This is a genomic window from Vibrio sp. A37 (assembly GCF_059777565.1).
Genome location: NZ_JBLNLI010000010.1, coordinates 149,146 through 165,126, shown reverse-complemented (window position 1 = coordinate 165,126; position 15,981 = coordinate 149,146). Strand labels below are relative to the sequence as shown.

General features: G+C 38.3%; 16 protein-coding genes and 1 pseudogene. 6 read left to right on the top strand and 11 right to left on the bottom strand.

Going from position 1 to position 15,981, the window contains the following annotated elements; all coding sequences use genetic code 11:
* Positions 1-151: 151 nt before the first annotated feature.
* From ACM2FC_RS17070 to rcnR, 4 genes and pseudogenes are all read right to left on the bottom strand, one after another.
* Positions 152-382, bottom strand: a pseudogene (locus tag ACM2FC_RS17070) (IS3 family transposase); the annotation flags it as partial.
* A 151-nt stretch (positions 383-533) separates the two neighbouring features.
* Positions 534-842 (bottom strand): hypothetical protein, encoded by a 309-nt coding sequence (locus ACM2FC_RS17065; RefSeq protein ID WP_498482175.1) that lies wholly within the window; start codon positions 840-842, stop codon positions 534-536.
* 1,157 nt (positions 843-1,999) lie between these two features.
* Positions 2,000-2,719: a substrate-binding periplasmic protein gene (locus tag ACM2FC_RS17060; protein WP_498482174.1), complete on the bottom strand. Its 720-nt coding sequence runs from the start codon at positions 2,717-2,719 to the stop codon at positions 2,000-2,002.
* Between the two features lie 91 nt (positions 2,720-2,810).
* Complete coding sequence (rcnR, locus tag ACM2FC_RS17055; protein WP_498482172.1) at positions 2,811-3,083, bottom strand: Ni(II)/Co(II)-binding transcriptional repressor RcnR; 273 nt, start codon at positions 3,081-3,083, stop codon at positions 2,811-2,813.
* A 133-nt stretch (positions 3,084-3,216) separates the two neighbouring features.
* Between rcnR and ACM2FC_RS17050 the strand changes: the two genes are divergently transcribed.
* Positions 3,217-4,293, top strand: coding sequence for a nickel/cobalt efflux protein RcnA (locus ACM2FC_RS17050; RefSeq protein WP_498482171.1), 1,077 nt, complete (start codon positions 3,217-3,219; stop codon positions 4,291-4,293).
* A gap of 114 nt (positions 4,294-4,407) precedes the next feature.
* Positions 4,408-5,184, top strand: coding sequence for a substrate-binding periplasmic protein (locus ACM2FC_RS17045; RefSeq protein WP_498482170.1), 777 nt, complete (start codon positions 4,408-4,410; stop codon positions 5,182-5,184).
* A gap of 126 nt (positions 5,185-5,310) precedes the next feature.
* Here the strand turns inward: ACM2FC_RS17045 and ACM2FC_RS17040 are convergent, their stop codons facing one another.
* Both ACM2FC_RS17040 and ACM2FC_RS17035 read right to left on the bottom strand, forming a co-directional pair.
* Entirely contained in the window at positions 5,311-5,934 is a 624-nt protein-coding gene (locus ACM2FC_RS17040; RefSeq protein WP_498482169.1) for a LysE family translocator, read from the bottom strand.
* A gap of 252 nt (positions 5,935-6,186) precedes the next feature.
* The gene (locus ACM2FC_RS17035) at positions 6,187-6,972 is read right to left on the bottom strand and encodes a hypothetical protein (RefSeq protein WP_498482168.1); all 786 of its coding nucleotides are present in this window, start codon (positions 6,970-6,972) and stop codon (positions 6,187-6,189) included.
* 880 nt (positions 6,973-7,852) lie between these two features.
* Here ACM2FC_RS17035 and ACM2FC_RS17030 point away from each other — a divergent pair.
* The 3 genes from ACM2FC_RS17030 (at position 7,853) to ACM2FC_RS17020 (ending at position 9,828) form a co-directional block, all read left to right on the top strand.
* Positions 7,853-8,470: a type II secretion system protein gene (locus ACM2FC_RS17030; protein WP_498482167.1), complete on the top strand. Its 618-nt coding sequence runs from the start codon at positions 7,853-7,855 to the stop codon at positions 8,468-8,470.
* Between the two features lie 277 nt (positions 8,471-8,747).
* A complete protein-coding gene (locus tag ACM2FC_RS17025; RefSeq protein ID WP_498482166.1) occupies positions 8,748-9,401 on the top strand; it encodes a TetR/AcrR family transcriptional regulator in 654 nt (217 codons plus the stop codon).
* Positions 9,402-9,579: 178 nt separating this feature from the next.
* Positions 9,580-9,828, top strand: coding sequence for a hypothetical protein (locus tag ACM2FC_RS17020; RefSeq protein WP_498482165.1), 249 nt, complete (start codon positions 9,580-9,582; stop codon positions 9,826-9,828).
* Between the two features lie 38 nt (positions 9,829-9,866).
* Here ACM2FC_RS17020 and ACM2FC_RS17015 read toward each other — a convergent pair whose 3' ends face one another.
* Positions 9,867-10,811, bottom strand: a complete 945-nt coding sequence (locus tag ACM2FC_RS17015) for a bile acid:sodium symporter family protein (RefSeq protein WP_498482164.1) — start codon at positions 10,809-10,811, stop codon at positions 9,867-9,869.
* A 273-nt stretch (positions 10,812-11,084) separates the two neighbouring features.
* On the opposite strand from ACM2FC_RS17015, the gene ACM2FC_RS17010 reads away from it, so the two are divergent.
* Positions 11,085-11,336, top strand: a complete 252-nt coding sequence (locus ACM2FC_RS17010) for a hypothetical protein (RefSeq protein WP_498482163.1) — start codon at positions 11,085-11,087, stop codon at positions 11,334-11,336.
* A 30-nt stretch (positions 11,337-11,366) separates the two neighbouring features.
* On the opposite strand, the gene ACM2FC_RS17005 is transcribed toward ACM2FC_RS17010, so the two are convergent.
* The 4 genes from ACM2FC_RS17005 to ACM2FC_RS16990 all read right to left on the bottom strand — a co-directional run bounded on the left by ACM2FC_RS17005 (position 11,367) and on the right by ACM2FC_RS16990 (position 15,802).
* Positions 11,367-13,382 carry a methyl-accepting chemotaxis protein gene (locus ACM2FC_RS17005; protein WP_498482162.1) on the bottom strand — a complete coding sequence of 672 codons (2,016 nt, stop codon included), beginning with the start codon at positions 13,380-13,382 and terminating at the stop codon, positions 11,367-11,369.
* Positions 13,383-13,427: 45 nt separating this feature from the next.
* The gene (locus tag ACM2FC_RS17000; protein WP_498482161.1) at positions 13,428-14,027 is read right to left on the bottom strand and encodes a cytochrome P460 family protein; all 600 of its coding nucleotides are present in this window, start codon (positions 14,025-14,027) and stop codon (positions 13,428-13,430) included.
* 13 nt (positions 14,028-14,040) lie between these two features.
* Complete coding sequence (locus tag ACM2FC_RS16995) at positions 14,041-14,688, bottom strand: cupredoxin domain-containing protein (RefSeq protein ID WP_498482160.1); 648 nt, start codon at positions 14,686-14,688, stop codon at positions 14,041-14,043.
* 70 nt (positions 14,689-14,758) lie between these two features.
* A complete protein-coding gene (locus tag ACM2FC_RS16990) occupies positions 14,759-15,802 on the bottom strand; it encodes a cytochrome-c peroxidase (protein WP_498482159.1) in 1,044 nt (347 codons plus the stop codon).
* Positions 15,803-15,981: the final 179 nt, after the last annotated feature.

Sequence of the window (15,981 nt, the reverse complement as noted above, 5' to 3'; positions counted from 1 at the left end):
ACTCTTACCATCCCGAAAGTGAAATAATGCTGAAGTATAGAAAATCTTCCTATAAATAAAATACTATTTTTATTTTATTGAGTATCACTAGGTTTAAGTTTGATTAGGTGATCATGAACCATCTGGCTTCTTGTGGTAAGCCCCCAGAACTCTATACACTTACAAGCTTATGAAAATACTGCTTTTCATAGTCATTTGGTGACAGTCCACCATTAGTACGATGATTTCGTCTGGGATTGTAGAAGCACTCGATATAATCGAATATCTCTAAGCGCGCTTCAGCGCGGGTTTTATAGACTTTTCTCTTCACTCGATCTTTCTTAAGCAGTGAGAAAAAGCTTTCAGCAACGGCATTGTCGTGGCAGTTTCCTTTTTGGCTTATCAACATTAAACCCTCTGTCTATCTACCCTCTGAAGACAGCCAAGACGAGAACAAAACTGACCTAGCACCTTGGTTGATTGGTGCCGCTGTTGCGGGTTTCTTAACATTACGAGGATAGTTCGACAATTACATTCTTCGCACGAACGTTTAGTTATTCGTCCGTAAGTAACGAATTTCGATTTCGATTGCGCATGTTTGTGCTGTTAGTTGATTTTTGGTTTTCGTTATTCTGTGAAACTGTCGTTACGGTTCGACCTGAAATCGTTAGCTTATTCGACTTGCCCATTGGTATTTTGACGTGCGGCTTCTCGTATATAACCGCTCCGGTGAACTCTCCCATATATAAGTCTAAATATTTGCTAGGATCTGTAAATGCCATACGAGCATATTCTTGGCTATAGCCATCTATTATGGTAAGAAAGCCATCGCTATCTTTTACTATACAAAACGCGTGATACACTTCAAACAACTTGTGTGGTGAACAACAACAAAATAACGTACGTAAGCAACAATATAATTTGCCTGACTGTTTAAGCTTTCCTTGAAGGTAAAAAACTGAACCGCCCGGAGCCATGTCAAAAGGATAGCCACCATTATGTTCCCAGGTTGATTTTAGCGACGACAGTAGCTTAGTATTATTCATTTCATTTGAGTTTAACGTGGGATACTTGATTGTATCAGCTCTTGTGGACCTGACTTGATGAACATTGTGTGTTTTACTAAGACCACAAGTTTTCATGATCTCTTGCGCTTCCTCATACGTACTTTTAGGTGGGCTACTAACGAACTTTTTCTTATATTTCTCTCTACAATAAGAGCTACAGCACGAGCACAGCATGTTAACTGCTTGAGACCATATATTGTTAAACAACCTCGGGACTGCAAACTTTATGTTGTCTGGAAGCGTAAAATTAGGATGGTTTTTTAGGTACTTGGAGCTAGAGGTTTTGTAATTTTTGTTTGTTAGGCTGTGTTTTACCATATTTTGAGTGATATTCTCACAATTACCGAATCTTTTAAAATACGTAGGTGATAGATCTACGTATTGGCCATCATTTCTATGTATGACACTTTCAAAAAATAGAGATTCATTACTCGACTTTTCTATATTGTAAGATTTTAATCTCATTGTCTTTGGCATCGCAGCGAACCTCTTTACAACTAACTTAGAATGAATACGTTAATATCACGCCATTATGCATGTAATTTTATAGTTCAAAAATGCATAAACTTATAGCTCACCGGAATTAAACGACTTTATTTTTATATTGAAACACTCCATTGATATCACTCAAAAATCTAGCCACGACGCGTAAATTACGGTCCTAAGCTGCTTTAGGCAGTATGCGTTGTACAATAACACCCTGCCAAGGTTTACTGATTCCAAACTCCCTACTCTGATACTTACGACCGAGCTGAACACATTCTGTGTGGTATTATAGACATTCCTGTTGGGTCCCCTACTGCGATACTTTATAGTTTTAATAATCTCGTTTCTAATTCGTATTTAAGGCCCAACGGATCAGAAAGCAGCGATTACCCTACTGGTAGTAAATAAAAACCATAATCTAGTAAGTGACAATGACTTGAGCTGTCAGTAGTAGTTATATTTCTGTGTTATTGGTTGTTATTTATGTGCTTAAGAATCGTCTGTTTTCTTATAGTTTCCAGTTCTCCTGACTCCACCATTAATTGTATAACTCTATCAAGCTCACTGACTAAATTGGAATTTGACTTATGAAGGTAGTGGTAAAGTTGAATGCGCTTTAAGGGGGGCTCAATGAGCATAACTTTAGGATAAAGTATGTTGTTCTCGTATAAAATGCCATTCAACCTAGAATCAATGACAAAGTTTATTCGGCCTTCGTTGAGAACATGCATCATATGCTCGGGTTTGTTGAAAACATTAACCCGGCGGGCAAATGCACTGCATTTTTCCGCATGTTTTACCCCACGCCGAAAACCGACACTATAGCTAGACAGGTCTTCGCAAGAGTTGATAACTATTTTTTTAGTCGCATAGAGTACTTGTTCAATATAATTGATGGGTGTTGGGACCCTAACTAGGTTTGGAAAGTTTTCTTTTATTGCCCAGACACGATTCACTTCACCATCGAGTTTTCCGTCATTCGCTTGTACTAGTGCTCGTTTAGCAGGTAATTCAACAAACTCAACGTTTATACCAAGCTTCCCATAAGCGATAGTTAGAATGTTTTTGCCTATTGTCACCGGTAGGAAATTAGCAGGACTCGCTAGCACAACTTTCTCAGGTAGTTTGGCTAAGCAGATTGAAGGCAAAACAATGCTAACAAGTAATATAGTACGAACACATTTCACTAAACTTTACCTCGTTAGGGTATAAGTTAAAGTTTAGTTTGGTATGCAGTTTCGATCAAAGCTAAGGAAAATATGACAGCCAATAATTGAGCTATTTAATGTAAGAGTCTAAAACCTTAAGTACAACTTCCATATCAGCTTCACGTTGATTGGTATCTTCTTCAAGTACAATATGTTCAAGTAAATGGCCTTTAATCACTTCTCGCATTAAGCCATTCACGGCTCCTCTAATGGCAGCAATTTGTTGTAAAACATCTTGGCACTCATGCTCTTCATCGAGCATTTTTTTTAGTCCGTTAACCTGACCTTGTATTTTGCTTGCTCGAGCCTTGAGTTTTTTCTGATCTCTTATGGTGTGTGACATAGCGAATCTTCTTTTGTTGGTGGCAGGCGTAACTCTACTGTTAATGTAGCACTTTAGTTATACTGGGGGGTAGTATTATATACTAGGGGGGAGTATAGTTTGTGGAGTTTAAAATGATTACAAGAGAACAACAATGAATTTTGTCGCGCTATTACAACAAGGGCATGGATGGTTTTTTATCCCAAGTGCTATTTTGCTTGGGGCTTTACATGGATTAGAGCCTGGACATTCAAAAACAATGATGGCTGCCTTCATTATTGCAGTAAAAGGCACAGTTCGTCAGGCAGTTATGTTGGGTGTCGCAGCAACGATTTCTCATACCGCTATCGTATGGTTGGTCGCTTTTGGTGGCATGTATATCAGTCAACAATTTACTGCAGAAGCCGCCGAGCCATGGATGCAGCTGATTTCTGGAATCATCATAGTTTCAACAGGCATATGGATGATTTGGAGAACATGGAGTGACGAACGTGCATGGCGCAAAGCGCAAAATCATAACGAAGAGTGGACAACTCAAGTTGTCGATACCGGGCATGGACATGTCTCTTTATCTATCGTTAACGAAGGTCAACATAGTCGTTTTCGGTTAAAAACGTTACATGGTAAACCTTTACATGCTGAGCATGTTAAACTTCAACTTCCTAGTGGTAGTGTTCAATCACCGCAAACTATGCACTTTGTTAGTCGTGAGGGGTACATAGAAACAGCCTCTTGCGCTGAGTCATTCGGTGGAATATCGGCCAAATTAATAATTGGACACCATGACCATACTCATGACTTTGACGTACACTTCAACCCTGATGTTAAACAAAACCTAGAAGATAAAGAATATCAAGATGCTCATGAACGAGCGCACGCTACTGATATTGAGAATCGGTTTAAAAATAGGGACGTAACCAATGGTCAAATATTACTCTTTGGTTTAACAGGTGGTTTAATCCCCTGCCCTGCTGCAGTCACTGTTCTGCTTATTTGCTTGCAGCTCAAAGCAATGACACTTGGTGCAACACTCGTCGTTTCATTTAGCATTGGCTTGGCGCTTACCTTGGTTTCAGTTGGTGTAATAGCAGCGATTGGTGTACGAAAAGCAACTTCAAAATGGAGTGGCTTAAATCATATTGCTCGCCGAGCCCCTTACCTATCCGGTGTACTTATTGGCAGTGTCGGTTTATACATGGGAATGCATGGTTACATATCATTGATAAAATAATTTTTCTCAGGCCCTATTTATAACAAATGGGGCCATAGCGTAATGTTGAAGAGTTTCCATCGTGTGCCTACGCTTTAGTTGTGGAGCTGTATGTTCAGGATCTGGGAATTTTTTATGGCACGTCTAATTAACGACGTCAAATTAGGTTTATGCTTTTTACTTTCATTGTTTAGCTTATATGCATACTCGGAAACTATCATAGTAGCTGCGTACTCCCCACCGAATGAGCCCTACTTCTTTTCAGCAAGTGAGAATAAAGGGGTAATCAAGGACATTTTCAGTGAGCTTGAGAAGATAACTGGCGATAAGTATGTATTTAAGTATGTGCCTCCTGCTAGGGCTATTTTTTTGTTTGATGAAGGAGAAATAGATGTCGAGGCATCAGTCAACCCAAATTGGCGATTGAATGTTAAGGTCAAAGGTATTTATTCCATCCCATTTGATAAGGCAAGGGATGTCATAGTTTTTCGCAATGGCAAAAAGGTATCGGTCAATTCACCAGAGAATTTGAAAGGACAAGCTGTAGGTACAGTAAGGGGTTATGTATATCCGTATTTCGAGGAATCATTTAAAAATGGTGTTGTTACTCGACGCGACAATACAACAGAGTCATTGCTGTTATTGCAACTTCTCGCAGGAAGGTTTAATCAAGTTCTTATCGATCTGCGCAAATTACAATATGAAAAGTTAGAGCACCCAGAATATAGAAGCTTTGAAATTGGCAACTGTGTTGGTGAAATTGATGTGATGATGAGAATTCACCCTCAAAAACAACATATAGTTAAGGGAATAAACAAAGGCCTTAAAGAGATGCTGAATACTGGTGCTATGGCAGCCATTTATAGTCGATATCGGCTTCAAGGGCATGAAGTGATTGCTCAGTGTAATTGATACGTTGAATGGTTATAGCTGCGAGATAGGAAGTATTTTACAAATTTGGGAATTTATGAATATCATATAGCCTAAGAAGGGAATACGTTTCGTATCCCCTATTAACTGTTAGCTATACGAATGTGGTTAGCTGAACAGCAACCAAATCCCAACACCCATCATAAGTGTTCCTGATATCCTATTGAGTACACGTACGTTTTTGGCTTGTCCTAGGCAGCGTTTTAACCCCTTACCACCCGTAGCGTACAAAGTCATGCTCACGAACTCAGATATCATGATGATTCCTACTAGAACGATAAGTTGTGTACTTAATGGCTTATCTGTTTCGATAAATGGAGGTAACAGTGAAACCATAAATGCCCATCCTTTCGGGTTAGCAATTGCGGTCACAAAACCCTGAACCATAAGCTCCCAGTCTCCACCAGTGTTTATTTCTGTTAGTTCTTGGCTCAAGGCTAATTTGCCACGGGAAAGCCACATTTGAATTCCAAGATAAAATAGGTACGCCGCTCCTAGAGTTTTAAAAGCAACAAATATCCACGGATAGTTGAGCATGAGGGTCGCGATACCGAGCACGGCTGCAATGGACACGACAGCAACTCCAATGACCTCGCCCAACATCATCCACAAAGTGCGTTTATAGCCAATACTCATACCTAGGCTTAGCGCTAGGGTCATGCACATGCCTGGTGTGATAGAAACGAAAAAGAAAGTAGGTATAAAAACGCTTAGTAATGTTAGATTGACCATTCGTACATCCTATTAAAAATCAAAGTGGTCCCCTAAGAGGTGAAGGCATAAAAAAACCCGCCTCTTAGGCGGGTTTAAAAAACTTAGTTGCGCTAACTATCCCACCACTCCTAAAGAAATGATGATAATAATTCGTTGAAAGTTAGATTTAGTACGCATCTCTGTAAAGTGTCAGTTTCGATTGTTTATGTCAACAGTTTTCGTTCTAATGAGCTCAAGGTGCATTCACGAGGACCGCAATAATTAAGTTTTTTACCTTCTTTGCTCGAGAGCTGTTGACGTATGTTCATCAATAAAAACAACATCAATAATTTCTATTGAACCTATATTATTGAGGCCTAATGGAGAACAGTCATTTTGAATCACCACGACTTTTTTCGTAGGTTGACGAATGTACTCCTTGAGAGAAGGACAATAGTATTCATTGCACGTGTCTGAGCGTAACTCCCTCGGGAGTGAGCAGCCAAAATCGGTTTGATTTATACATGCCCCTTCAATATGTTCGACTCCAATATGAGAAATATAAGCGTCCAATAATTCTTTTTTGGTGATCATTTTAAAGCGCATTCTTATTCGATTTATAGTATCTTCATCCAAATAAGCTTTGTGTGAACCACTACGGCAACAGCCACCTTTACAAGTCGCACAGATTTTCCCCGATATGTGTTGTAACCAGTCTTGTTCTTCACTTAAGTCTGATAAGCTTTCTTCTGTTGATTCTGTAATTACCTCTAAGGTGCTTTTAGAAAACGCGATGTCGATAATTTCTTTCAAATGAGAGACGTAGCTAGAGTTTAAGTCATCCTCAATAGAAGACATTCCTGATAAACCGATGGGAATGTTTATTAAGCTAGTATCATCGGTTGATGCTCCATTAACTTGAGACAACGCGTCTTCAAAGATACCTTTACGTATTTCGTTATACTCTCGTACTTTCTCTTCCTTAAAAGCTATTTTTTCTTGCTCAATTTTTTCCTGTTTCTTGCGTATGTCACTCTCAACCTTGCCAAAGTGAGCATGATAGCTAAATGAGCTCATTATTGATTTCTGCTTAATTAGCATTTTGCACTGTACGCTGTTACAAAACTCGGTGTTACAAATCTCACAAACATTTCTTGGCATAGTAATCCTTTAACAAAACAATATACTTATCACTTTACTTGATGACTTTGACTCAAAAGGTTCCACATTGAGGTGATTAGATCGTCTTCGCTTATATAGTAATTCAGCATATAAATTTATCCATCGATTCTGGTTCATTTTGTCTATCAGATGCGTATAAATTTTCCAGTTGGGGCTCTATGCCAAACCTATAACTCATAAAGAACAAGTATTACAACTGCGGGCAGTTACGTGACGTGTGGTTGTTGTTAGCCTAACTGCAAAAGCAGATTTATCTAGCAGCTTGATAAGAAGATTTCGCATATGATGTGGTTGGTTTATGGGTAAATACTTACCTACTGTTCCTGTTTTATGGATTGCTGTTGCAACCTTGGCCCGTCAATGTCTCACCTATATACGGGCCAACTTTTTTTCTTTCGTGCTCAACCAGCACATTTATTGGCAGGTAGTGGTGTTGTTTCCCACATGAAAATACGAATAGTAAAAGTGATGTAAGATTCGGACATTGAACTAAAAAACTAAAAAGTGTTTATATGAAAAAGGACAAGTTTTGATTGCAACAATGCAAACTTCTTTTATGCTTTAATAAAGTTATTTGTTGATAGCTTTTAACTCTATGAACTATTGGTATATTTTATTTCTTTCTAGTGCTGAGCTTAAAAGTCCAGAAGATAAGCTAGTACGTTGTTAGAACTAAACAACATCGACAACGATCAAAATATCAAATAACCCTACATTCTAAGTGTATTTGACAAAGTATTTGTACACTATTATTTCCATACAGGTATCAACTATTGTGCGCGAAGGGTTTGTTGTAGTGAAGAAAAATGGCTTTACTTTAATTGAGCTAGTCGCAGCAATTGCAGTTGTGGGAGTGTTGAGTGTCTTAGTAATTCCTAAATTTGTTAGTTTTACCGATGAAAGTAGGTTGGCTAAGTTGGATGGAGTAAAAAGTCAATTTCAAGATGCAATCAACTTTGCTCATGCCCAATGGGCTGTCAATGGTCGTGCAAGCTCCGAGATAAACGACCTCCCAGGCTATGGCTTAGATGCTGATGGAAATGCCCAACTTGATATGAATGATGAAGGTTATCCTTTAGGTACAGACAAAAACAATCCTATGGGGGCACCTTATAACATCGGAAGAGGTAATAATGGCTGCATAGCGATTTGGGAAGCTATTATGACAACTCAATTTCAGCTTACTACAAACCGCAATAACTATGACGGTTACGATTTTGTCACACGTAGACAAAATCTTACATTTACGACTAAGGAAGGCGACACTATAACAGCACAAGCTGTTTGTTATTATATATACACCCATAGCGGCTATAATAGGAATCCAAATCGCGCTGAATATGTACTTTGGTACAATTCTAGAACGGGTGAAATAACAAATACTGCACCGTAGTTTCAGAACCATAGTGTCATAATAACTTCCATTTCTATCTGTTATTGAATTAATCCACCCCAATATAAAGTATTATATAGATTACATATAAACTAGTAACTCGCCTACAGAACAAATAGGCTAAGTTATCAAATATTGAACACCTTTATATCAGCATAGGTATATATATCTACATCCCGCTAAATTATTGTAAAGCTAACAACTACAAATAGCTTACATACTGATTAATTACGTATATTTTGATTGCAGTATTAAAGAAATAATATGAAGGTTTTAAATGCCAAACTATAAGAATAAAGTCGGCCGCCCTGTTAATAGCAATGGAGTCATTGTACGTAAAGCATTTATTGAAAGTGCTGTAAAGTTATTTACTAGACTCTCTTATGACAAGGTTTCAACTCGCCTATTATCGCGCAAAGCTGGATACAGTAGTTCTCTGATAAGATATTATTTTGGGAACAAAGAAGGATTGTTTGAGGCTGTAATAGAAGACTATGTAGTGCCAGTCTATGAGGTACTTAGTAAGTCTATTCGTGGTGTTTCACTAAAGCAGAAAATGTATCTGATTGAAGACTTATTGAAGCTACTAATGCGTGCTCCCCTTATACCTAACTTTATAGTGGAAACGCTGAGTTTACCTAACTCAGACTTTCGCAGGTTGTTGTTAATAAAGTACATAGGAAACATAAATAAGTCATTGCACAATACAGCTATCATCAAAATGATACAAACTGGAGTCATTCGTAAACCACTAAACTGTAACGATAAATACTCACACTGGTTTAGTTGTATAATGATCCCATTTTTACTTCCTACAGTAGAAAGCTCAGAAAGTGAATTTGTTTTATCTGATTGCTATATAGAAACAAGATTTAGACGTAATTTAGAACGACTGAGTGAAAGCTTGTCACAGGTGGCTATTTCAACCTAGACACCGGGTATCAGAAGCGTTAAGAACTAGAATAGCTAAAATTAATTGCCAATATAGAATCGTTTTGTTTGCAACTTATACCTTATCGCCAAACCTCAATCCAGAGCTATGACGTTTGTAATTTTATCGAGGATCTTATAGATTGGATAGGAACTTAATTACATATAAGGATGACGTTATGGCTAAGTTTGAACCAATATCTGGTATGAAGCACTCGATGGAATATAAAGGTGTTAAGTGCTACGCAGCACTATATCAATCGAAAAAACCTGCTGGGTTTGGTGTGAAAGTGCAGATAGGACAAGATGCTTTACCATATACACTTATGGACGATTCAAACCAACCTTTGATCGCCGAAAGTAAAGAAGAAGTGCTTAGGCTTGCCCAAGAGCATTCTTACGAAGCAGTCACTGAAGCTACAGTTTAAAAGTATGGCCCGTGTGACGGGCCATATCCCCCCTTTACCTATATTACTTTAGAATCAGAATCCAAGCTGTCTCCATTTCGTTCTTCTTTTGACCAAAACCCCGCTAAAACCGAGCCAGAAATGTTGTGCCAAATAGAAAATATAGCGGCGGGCACCGCAGATAGTGGGCTAAAGAACTTAATACTAAGTGCAGCAGCTAAACCTGAGTTTTGTAACCCTACTTCTAAAGATATTGTTTTACCTACTTTATGACTAAAGCCCAGTAAGCGACTTACAAAATAACCTAACGTTAGACCAATCCCGTTATGTAAAACGACCGCAATAAAAATAATTGGACTAACGTTGTTTAGCTGGTGGGCATTTAAAGCTACGATAATCATGATAGCCATTACGATTGCAATCATTGATACAACTGGTAACCCCTTTGAGATACTCGCTACAGCGTTATTGAAAAAATGGTTGCAGAGCAAACCTATAATTACAGGTACAAGTACGATTTTTAACAAGCTATACAACATTGCAATGACTGGAATATTGATGCTTGCCCCGACCAACACCTCGGTTAGTAAGGGAGTGAGAATAACACCGATCATTGTTGATATTGCAGTCATAGTGATAGAAAGCGCTACGTCTCCTTTCGCTAAGTAATTCATGACGTTAGACGCTGTTCCTCCTGCGACGCTACCCACTAATATCATACCAAGCATTAAGCTCTTATCTAAACCTAGTAGTAAACTGACAATTAACGCGCCAATAGGCATGACTGTGTACTGCAATATTAGCCCTAATAATACGGCAGCTTTTTGCTCAAATGCTCGTTGAAAATCTTGAAATTTCAGAGTTAAGCCCATTGAAAGCATAATAATCACCAATAACGGAACGATCCAGCTGCTATACTCAGTTAATAGCTGTGGGAATAGATAAGCAAAGAGTGATCCCAAAACAGCGAGTACAGGGAAAATCCGAGTAGTGTTTTGTAGCATATTTTCTTCCTTAAAGTTTCAAAGTATCTACTTCTATTTCATTGCACAAATAAAGCGAAATAAATGCTACGTGTCAATCAAATTCATGCTTCATTCTATTTATTAATCAATCAGTTATAGAATGAATTATTCAGATAATTATGTGGTCGGCTCTTAATCAAGCCTCTGAGTCGATAAGCCTTTCATCACGGAATGGTAATTAATATTCGCTTTATCAAAATAGTTGGCTAATGTAATAAAAGAACATAAAACAAAACATGAGCTTACAAACATATGACCTCGGAAGAATCTGGTACACACAAAGGAATTAACTATAAGGTTTATGCAAAATATTCTCGCGAATGGAATGGATTCAGTGTCAGTTACTCTTTTACAGTTCCAGTTGATGAGCAAGGTACCAGCAAACAATATACGGAAGACCTTGAAAAAGACGAACAGCTATATATTTTTACTGAAGAATCCGAAGCTCTGATGAGTGGGCACAACGAGGCGGTAAACCATATTGGTAGAGTGTTAAATGACTAGGCTCCTTCTTCCAGAAAGTTGGTTCAATTACTAAACTTTAAACTGTTGAGCCACGTCATTTAGATTAGATATAATGTCCTGAATTTCATGATTTACATCGCTTAATCCTATTACGTTTTCAGCGGTCTCTTTGTTTTGGGTCCCCAAGCTATGTAAATGTTTCATCATCGTTTCCGACAGGTCATTCTGCTTGTGGACAACGTCAACAATAGTCTCGCTGAACTGAAAGAATTCATGAATTTGATCTTTGATAAAGTTAACACTACTTTGCATTTCATCATAATGAGACATCATTGTGGAAGTAAGCTCATTGGATGCGCCTATTTCTTTAATTGACTTACTAGATTTTTGATTCAATTCATCATTTTGCGCTTGGATTTCGTTTGTTGAATCCATCGTTCTGTTGGCTAAAGAACGTACTTCATCCGCAACGACTGCAAACCCTCTGCCTTGCTCTCCGGCTCTTGCAGCTTCAATGGCAGCGTTTAATGCGAGTAAGTTGGTTTGTTCTGCGATTGAGGTGATAGTATCGACAACAGAAGCAACTCCTCTACTCGTTTCTGCAAACTCGTTAATTGACTGAGTTGTATTCTTCATATGTTCATCTAGTGTAACGATACTACTTGAACTTTTTTCAATAACACTAACAGCGTTTTGTGACTGCTCCTGCCCTTCTTTAGCAGCTTGGTTTAACTGCTCAGCTATGTTATTCAAATTCGACATAATGTTGTTCATTAGCTCTATAACGTTATTTGTCTCCGTGAATATCTGCATTTGGTGTTCAATAGAGTCTTCTATATCACTTGACGAACTTTGTAGGTATTCTCCTTGTTTTCCTAATACTGGAGCGATGTTAAGCAATACTCTTATGTTGCCTTGTAATTTATCAATAAACCGATCGAAAGAATTAGCTAAGTTTCCAATTTCATCTTTTCTATCGCTATTAATACGAACCGTTAAGTCACCTTCCGCTTCTTTATCTGAAAGTTGTCCAACAATCATATTTAGTTTCACGATTGGAGCAATAATTTGTTTATCAAATACTTTTGAAATGGCTAAAATAATCAGAGCTAAAATCCCAGCTGCGCCGAGCAATGTTGTAATCATCTGACTTATTGAGTGCGAAATTTTGTGAGTGTTTTGTCGTGCAAGTTCATCAGCGCTTTGCTGTTCTTGCCTTAGAACGGTATTTATTTTACTGATTAAAGGGGACATTTCAGTACGGAGCAAGTAAGCGTCATTTCTCCACTTATCGCTTGAATGAAGATTAACAACTTGGTTTGCAGTTTCCATGTAAGGTACAAATAGTTCTTGAATTTCTTCGAAAATCTCTAGTTGATCGTCATTCAGGTTGTCTATAGTTTGCTCGATATTTTGATAGTTGGTTTGAAGGCTTGATTTAAAAAGTAAGAAGTCCTGTTTGGTTTTATCATTACGAAATGCCAGATAAGTTCGTAGAGCACTAGAAAATTGTACTAATTGCGTTGAAAACGTCGAAAGTGTTTCGCTTGCCATACCGTCATCTGATATTTCACCACTTGCTAGAAGTTGACCAAGGTTTATGATCGAAATTTCCAACGGCAAAATTTCCTTCTCTAGGATTGCCATGGATTGCTGGTTTTGAGTAATGTCTTCACTATAATGAAGAAGCTGTTCTTCCATTGCTTCTAACGCTTTTAAATCATGGCTAATAGAAAGCATTGACCCTCCATCATTTGAACTACTTTCTTGCTCAAACAGTGAAATAGCTTTTTGCTGTATCTCCTTTAGCATCTTTTTGTTTTCGTAGTATTTGTTTAGATCACTTTCAGAATGTCCGATTAGGAAGTAACCCAAATACTCCATATTAGTTTTTATCGCTAAGCTGAGATCATTTGCAACGGCAGCTTTTGGTAATATTACTTCTGTATTTTGTTTAGATAAATCACTAATCTTACTAAGATTAATGTATACAATAGAAAGTATTAACCCGATAAGAATAGCGATAGCCAATAAGCCTAACCTAATCTTAAATTTGATACTTGAAGTCCAAGTTGGCATTTCCATACAATACTCACCTATGCAAGCCTAGGTTATTAAATCTAGTTGTTATTATGGTTTAGAGTAAAAGGTAGCAAATATATGATTCCTCTCAGCCACATTGTTGTGGCAATCAGCACAACTTTTTGTTGTTTCTCGGCCTAACTTTCCACCTGCCATATAGGCGCCATTGACCGCAGTTTGAATATACTCCCAGTCACCGTTGGCTGAGTCATAACCTTTCGGATGCTTTTTCATTATTGTTAGAGATATAGCTGGGCCGGGTCTTCCATCTGCGGCTACGAAATTCTCTTTAACAAAGATCGTTCCCACTGGGTAGTTCTCAAATGCAGGTGGCTCTTCATCATCTTCATCTTCATAAACTCTGATATATTCTAAAAAGTTAGTTTTGTATTCTTCAGCACCTAACTTGGTATAAACCACGACAAATTGTTGCCAATGTAACCCAGAAAGCTCAAATCCGGTTAATCGTCGCCAAGTGCTGCGGTAGTTTTTTAACTCCTCTTTAAGCTCTTGTGGTAGTACAAACGGCATCACATCGAATGGGTTACCCTCAGCCTTTGACTGTTCAACGCCGAATATGGATGAGCTAACACTAACTCCGATAGCAAAGACAAATAGCTTCCTTATTCTTGTTTTGATCATATCCATTCGAGTTCCTCGTCTAATTTCGGCTTAATGAAAGAGTACCTCTCACCTTGCCGCTCTTTTTGATTTCCGCTTGTTTACTTTCTCCTGCTCCGATAGTTACAATAACCTCATCGTATTTAGGCAAAAGTAGTTTTACCTCTGTTGCTCCAGAAGGCACATTTTCTAATTTCACTTCAAAGATTTTCTGCGACCGATCAAATTCGAATTCTTGTACTGAAACAGCGGAAATATTGGCAATGTAACCACGCATTTTAGGGTGAATTTTGCAGCTAACGTTTGTAATGGTGTCAACTGGCCATTCTTGAGGAATAGTTTTGCTATCTCCAGGTGGCATTAGACCGACATCGAACTGTACATTTGTTTTACGATCGTTAGCGTATATATTGTGGTCAACTGTATCCGAGTTTTTAAAAGTAATAGCTTCTCCGGGTTTAACAACTATAACTTGTGGCTTAAATTGTTGGTTTACTTGATCTACAATCCCCGGTTTCATTGCTGATCCATTACCCGGTACGTAAATAACGGCTGCACGTGGCGGCTTACTTTTGAACTCCATTTTTCCAGTAATAGTGTCGGCGAAAGCTGTTATAGGTATGGTTAATGAAAGCAATAGACTTGCTTTAAAAAAAGTATGACGGTAAGAAAGCGATTGGTCTTTCATCCAAATATCTCCAGTATTAAACCTGTAGCCTGCATAGTATGTCAGGCTACAGGTAGTTAAGTATCAGTTATTATTTAGGAATAACTGGATAGTCCATTTCAATTGGGTCTGTAAGTGAGTATAGGAATGCGACGAGATCCCATACTTCTTGGTCGGTTAAATTGAGAGGTTTAACCAAGTTACTTTTATTTGGATGCTCACCGCCGCCGACATTGTAGTATTGCACTACTTCTTCAAGTGAACCTAAGCTGCCGTCATGCATATATGGAGCGGTTAATGCGACATTTCTCAAGCCAGGAGTTCTAAATGCACCTTCAAAATCTTTAAAGTCTTTATCCTTGGCTTTTTCCATGATTTTTGCACGTCCACGGTCACCTGTAATACCTAATGTATGGAATCCACCGTCTGTTAGATTCGGACCATTGTGGCAATCGATACAATTACCTTTGTTTTTGAAGATCTCTAGTCCACGTATAGCCTCTTCACTCAATGCTTGCTTGTTACCCGCTAAATAACGGTCAAATGCCGAATCATTCGATAACAAACTACGCTCAAATGCACCTATTGCGATAGCCATATTAGCGTGGGTAATTTCACCGTTTGGTGGGTAGGCTTCTTTAAAAAGTTTTTGATAGCCAGCGCTGGCTTTAACTTTCGGCATAAAGTGATCATAGACTTTGCGCTTTCGCATTGATTTATATGCCTGAGCTTCTAACGGTAAGAGACATACTTCTTCATTAGTATCTTTTGGGGTGAAGCAGCTTTCATTTGGTGTTCTTCCATCCCAGTGAATTATCGGTTCCCACTGTAGGTTATTTACCATAGGAGAGTTTCGTTTTGCTTTACCCCATTTGCTGTGCCCTTTTAAGTCTTTTGCAAGACCATCAGAAAAGCCCATATTGGGATCATGGCAGCTTCCGCAAGACTGTTGGGCATTAGGTACAAGCCTTTTATCAAAGAATAAAGTCTTACCGAGCAATATTAGTTCGGGAGAAGCTTCTTCATCGTCATGCCATTCAATGTCATCACGGCTGGGAGTACCAAGTTCTGGTGCCGAAAATGCGGGTAGGGAAATCCCGAAAGAAAAAACTAGACCAAATAGTATCTTCTTCATCGGATATACCTCCTTGTTGGGAATTAGTTAGTGAACATACAAAACCAACGCTGCAAAAACATCTTTATTTAATGAGCATTTAATTAGTAGTAAGTGTAGACGTTATAAGACAAAAGTCTTATTGATCGCAGAATTTAATAAACTATAAGATTAGAGTCACAAAAATATATGAATACTTA

Excerpts from the sequence above, each read along its gene's own strand:
- rcnR (WP_498482172.1), bottom strand. The coding sequence starts at position 3,083 with ATGTCACACACCATAAGAGATCAGAAAAAACTCAAGGCTCGAGCAAGC.
- ACM2FC_RS17050 (WP_498482171.1), top strand. The coding sequence starts at position 3,217 with ATGAATTTTGTCGCGCTATTACAACAAGGGCATGGATGGTTTTTTATC.
- ACM2FC_RS17045 (WP_498482170.1), top strand. The coding sequence starts at position 4,408 with ATGGCACGTCTAATTAACGACGTCAAATTAGGTTTATGCTTTTTACTT.
- ACM2FC_RS17040 (WP_498482169.1), bottom strand. The coding sequence starts at position 5,934 with ATGGTCAATCTAACATTACTAAGCGTTTTTATACCTACTTTCTTTTTC.
- ACM2FC_RS17035 (WP_498482168.1), bottom strand. The coding sequence starts at position 6,972 with ATGAGCTCATTTAGCTATCATGCTCACTTTGGCAAGGTTGAGAGTGAC.
- ACM2FC_RS17025 (WP_498482166.1), top strand. The coding sequence starts at position 8,748 with ATGCCAAACTATAAGAATAAAGTCGGCCGCCCTGTTAATAGCAATGGA.
- ACM2FC_RS17020 (WP_498482165.1), top strand. The coding sequence starts at position 9,580 with ATGGCTAAGTTTGAACCAATATCTGGTATGAAGCACTCGATGGAATAT.
- ACM2FC_RS17015 (WP_498482164.1), bottom strand. The coding sequence starts at position 10,811 with ATGCTACAAAACACTACTCGGATTTTCCCTGTACTCGCTGTTTTGGGA.
- ACM2FC_RS17010 (WP_498482163.1), top strand. The coding sequence starts at position 11,085 with ATGACCTCGGAAGAATCTGGTACACACAAAGGAATTAACTATAAGGTT.
- ACM2FC_RS17005 (WP_498482162.1), bottom strand. The coding sequence starts at position 13,382 with ATGGAAATGCCAACTTGGACTTCAAGTATCAAATTTAAGATTAGGTTA.
- ACM2FC_RS17000 (WP_498482161.1), bottom strand. The coding sequence starts at position 14,027 with ATGGATATGATCAAAACAAGAATAAGGAAGCTATTTGTCTTTGCTATC.
- ACM2FC_RS16995 (WP_498482160.1), bottom strand. The coding sequence starts at position 14,688 with ATGAAAGACCAATCGCTTTCTTACCGTCATACTTTTTTTAAAGCAAGT.
- ACM2FC_RS16990 (WP_498482159.1), bottom strand. The coding sequence starts at position 15,802 with ATGAAGAAGATACTATTTGGTCTAGTTTTTTCTTTCGGGATTTCCCTA.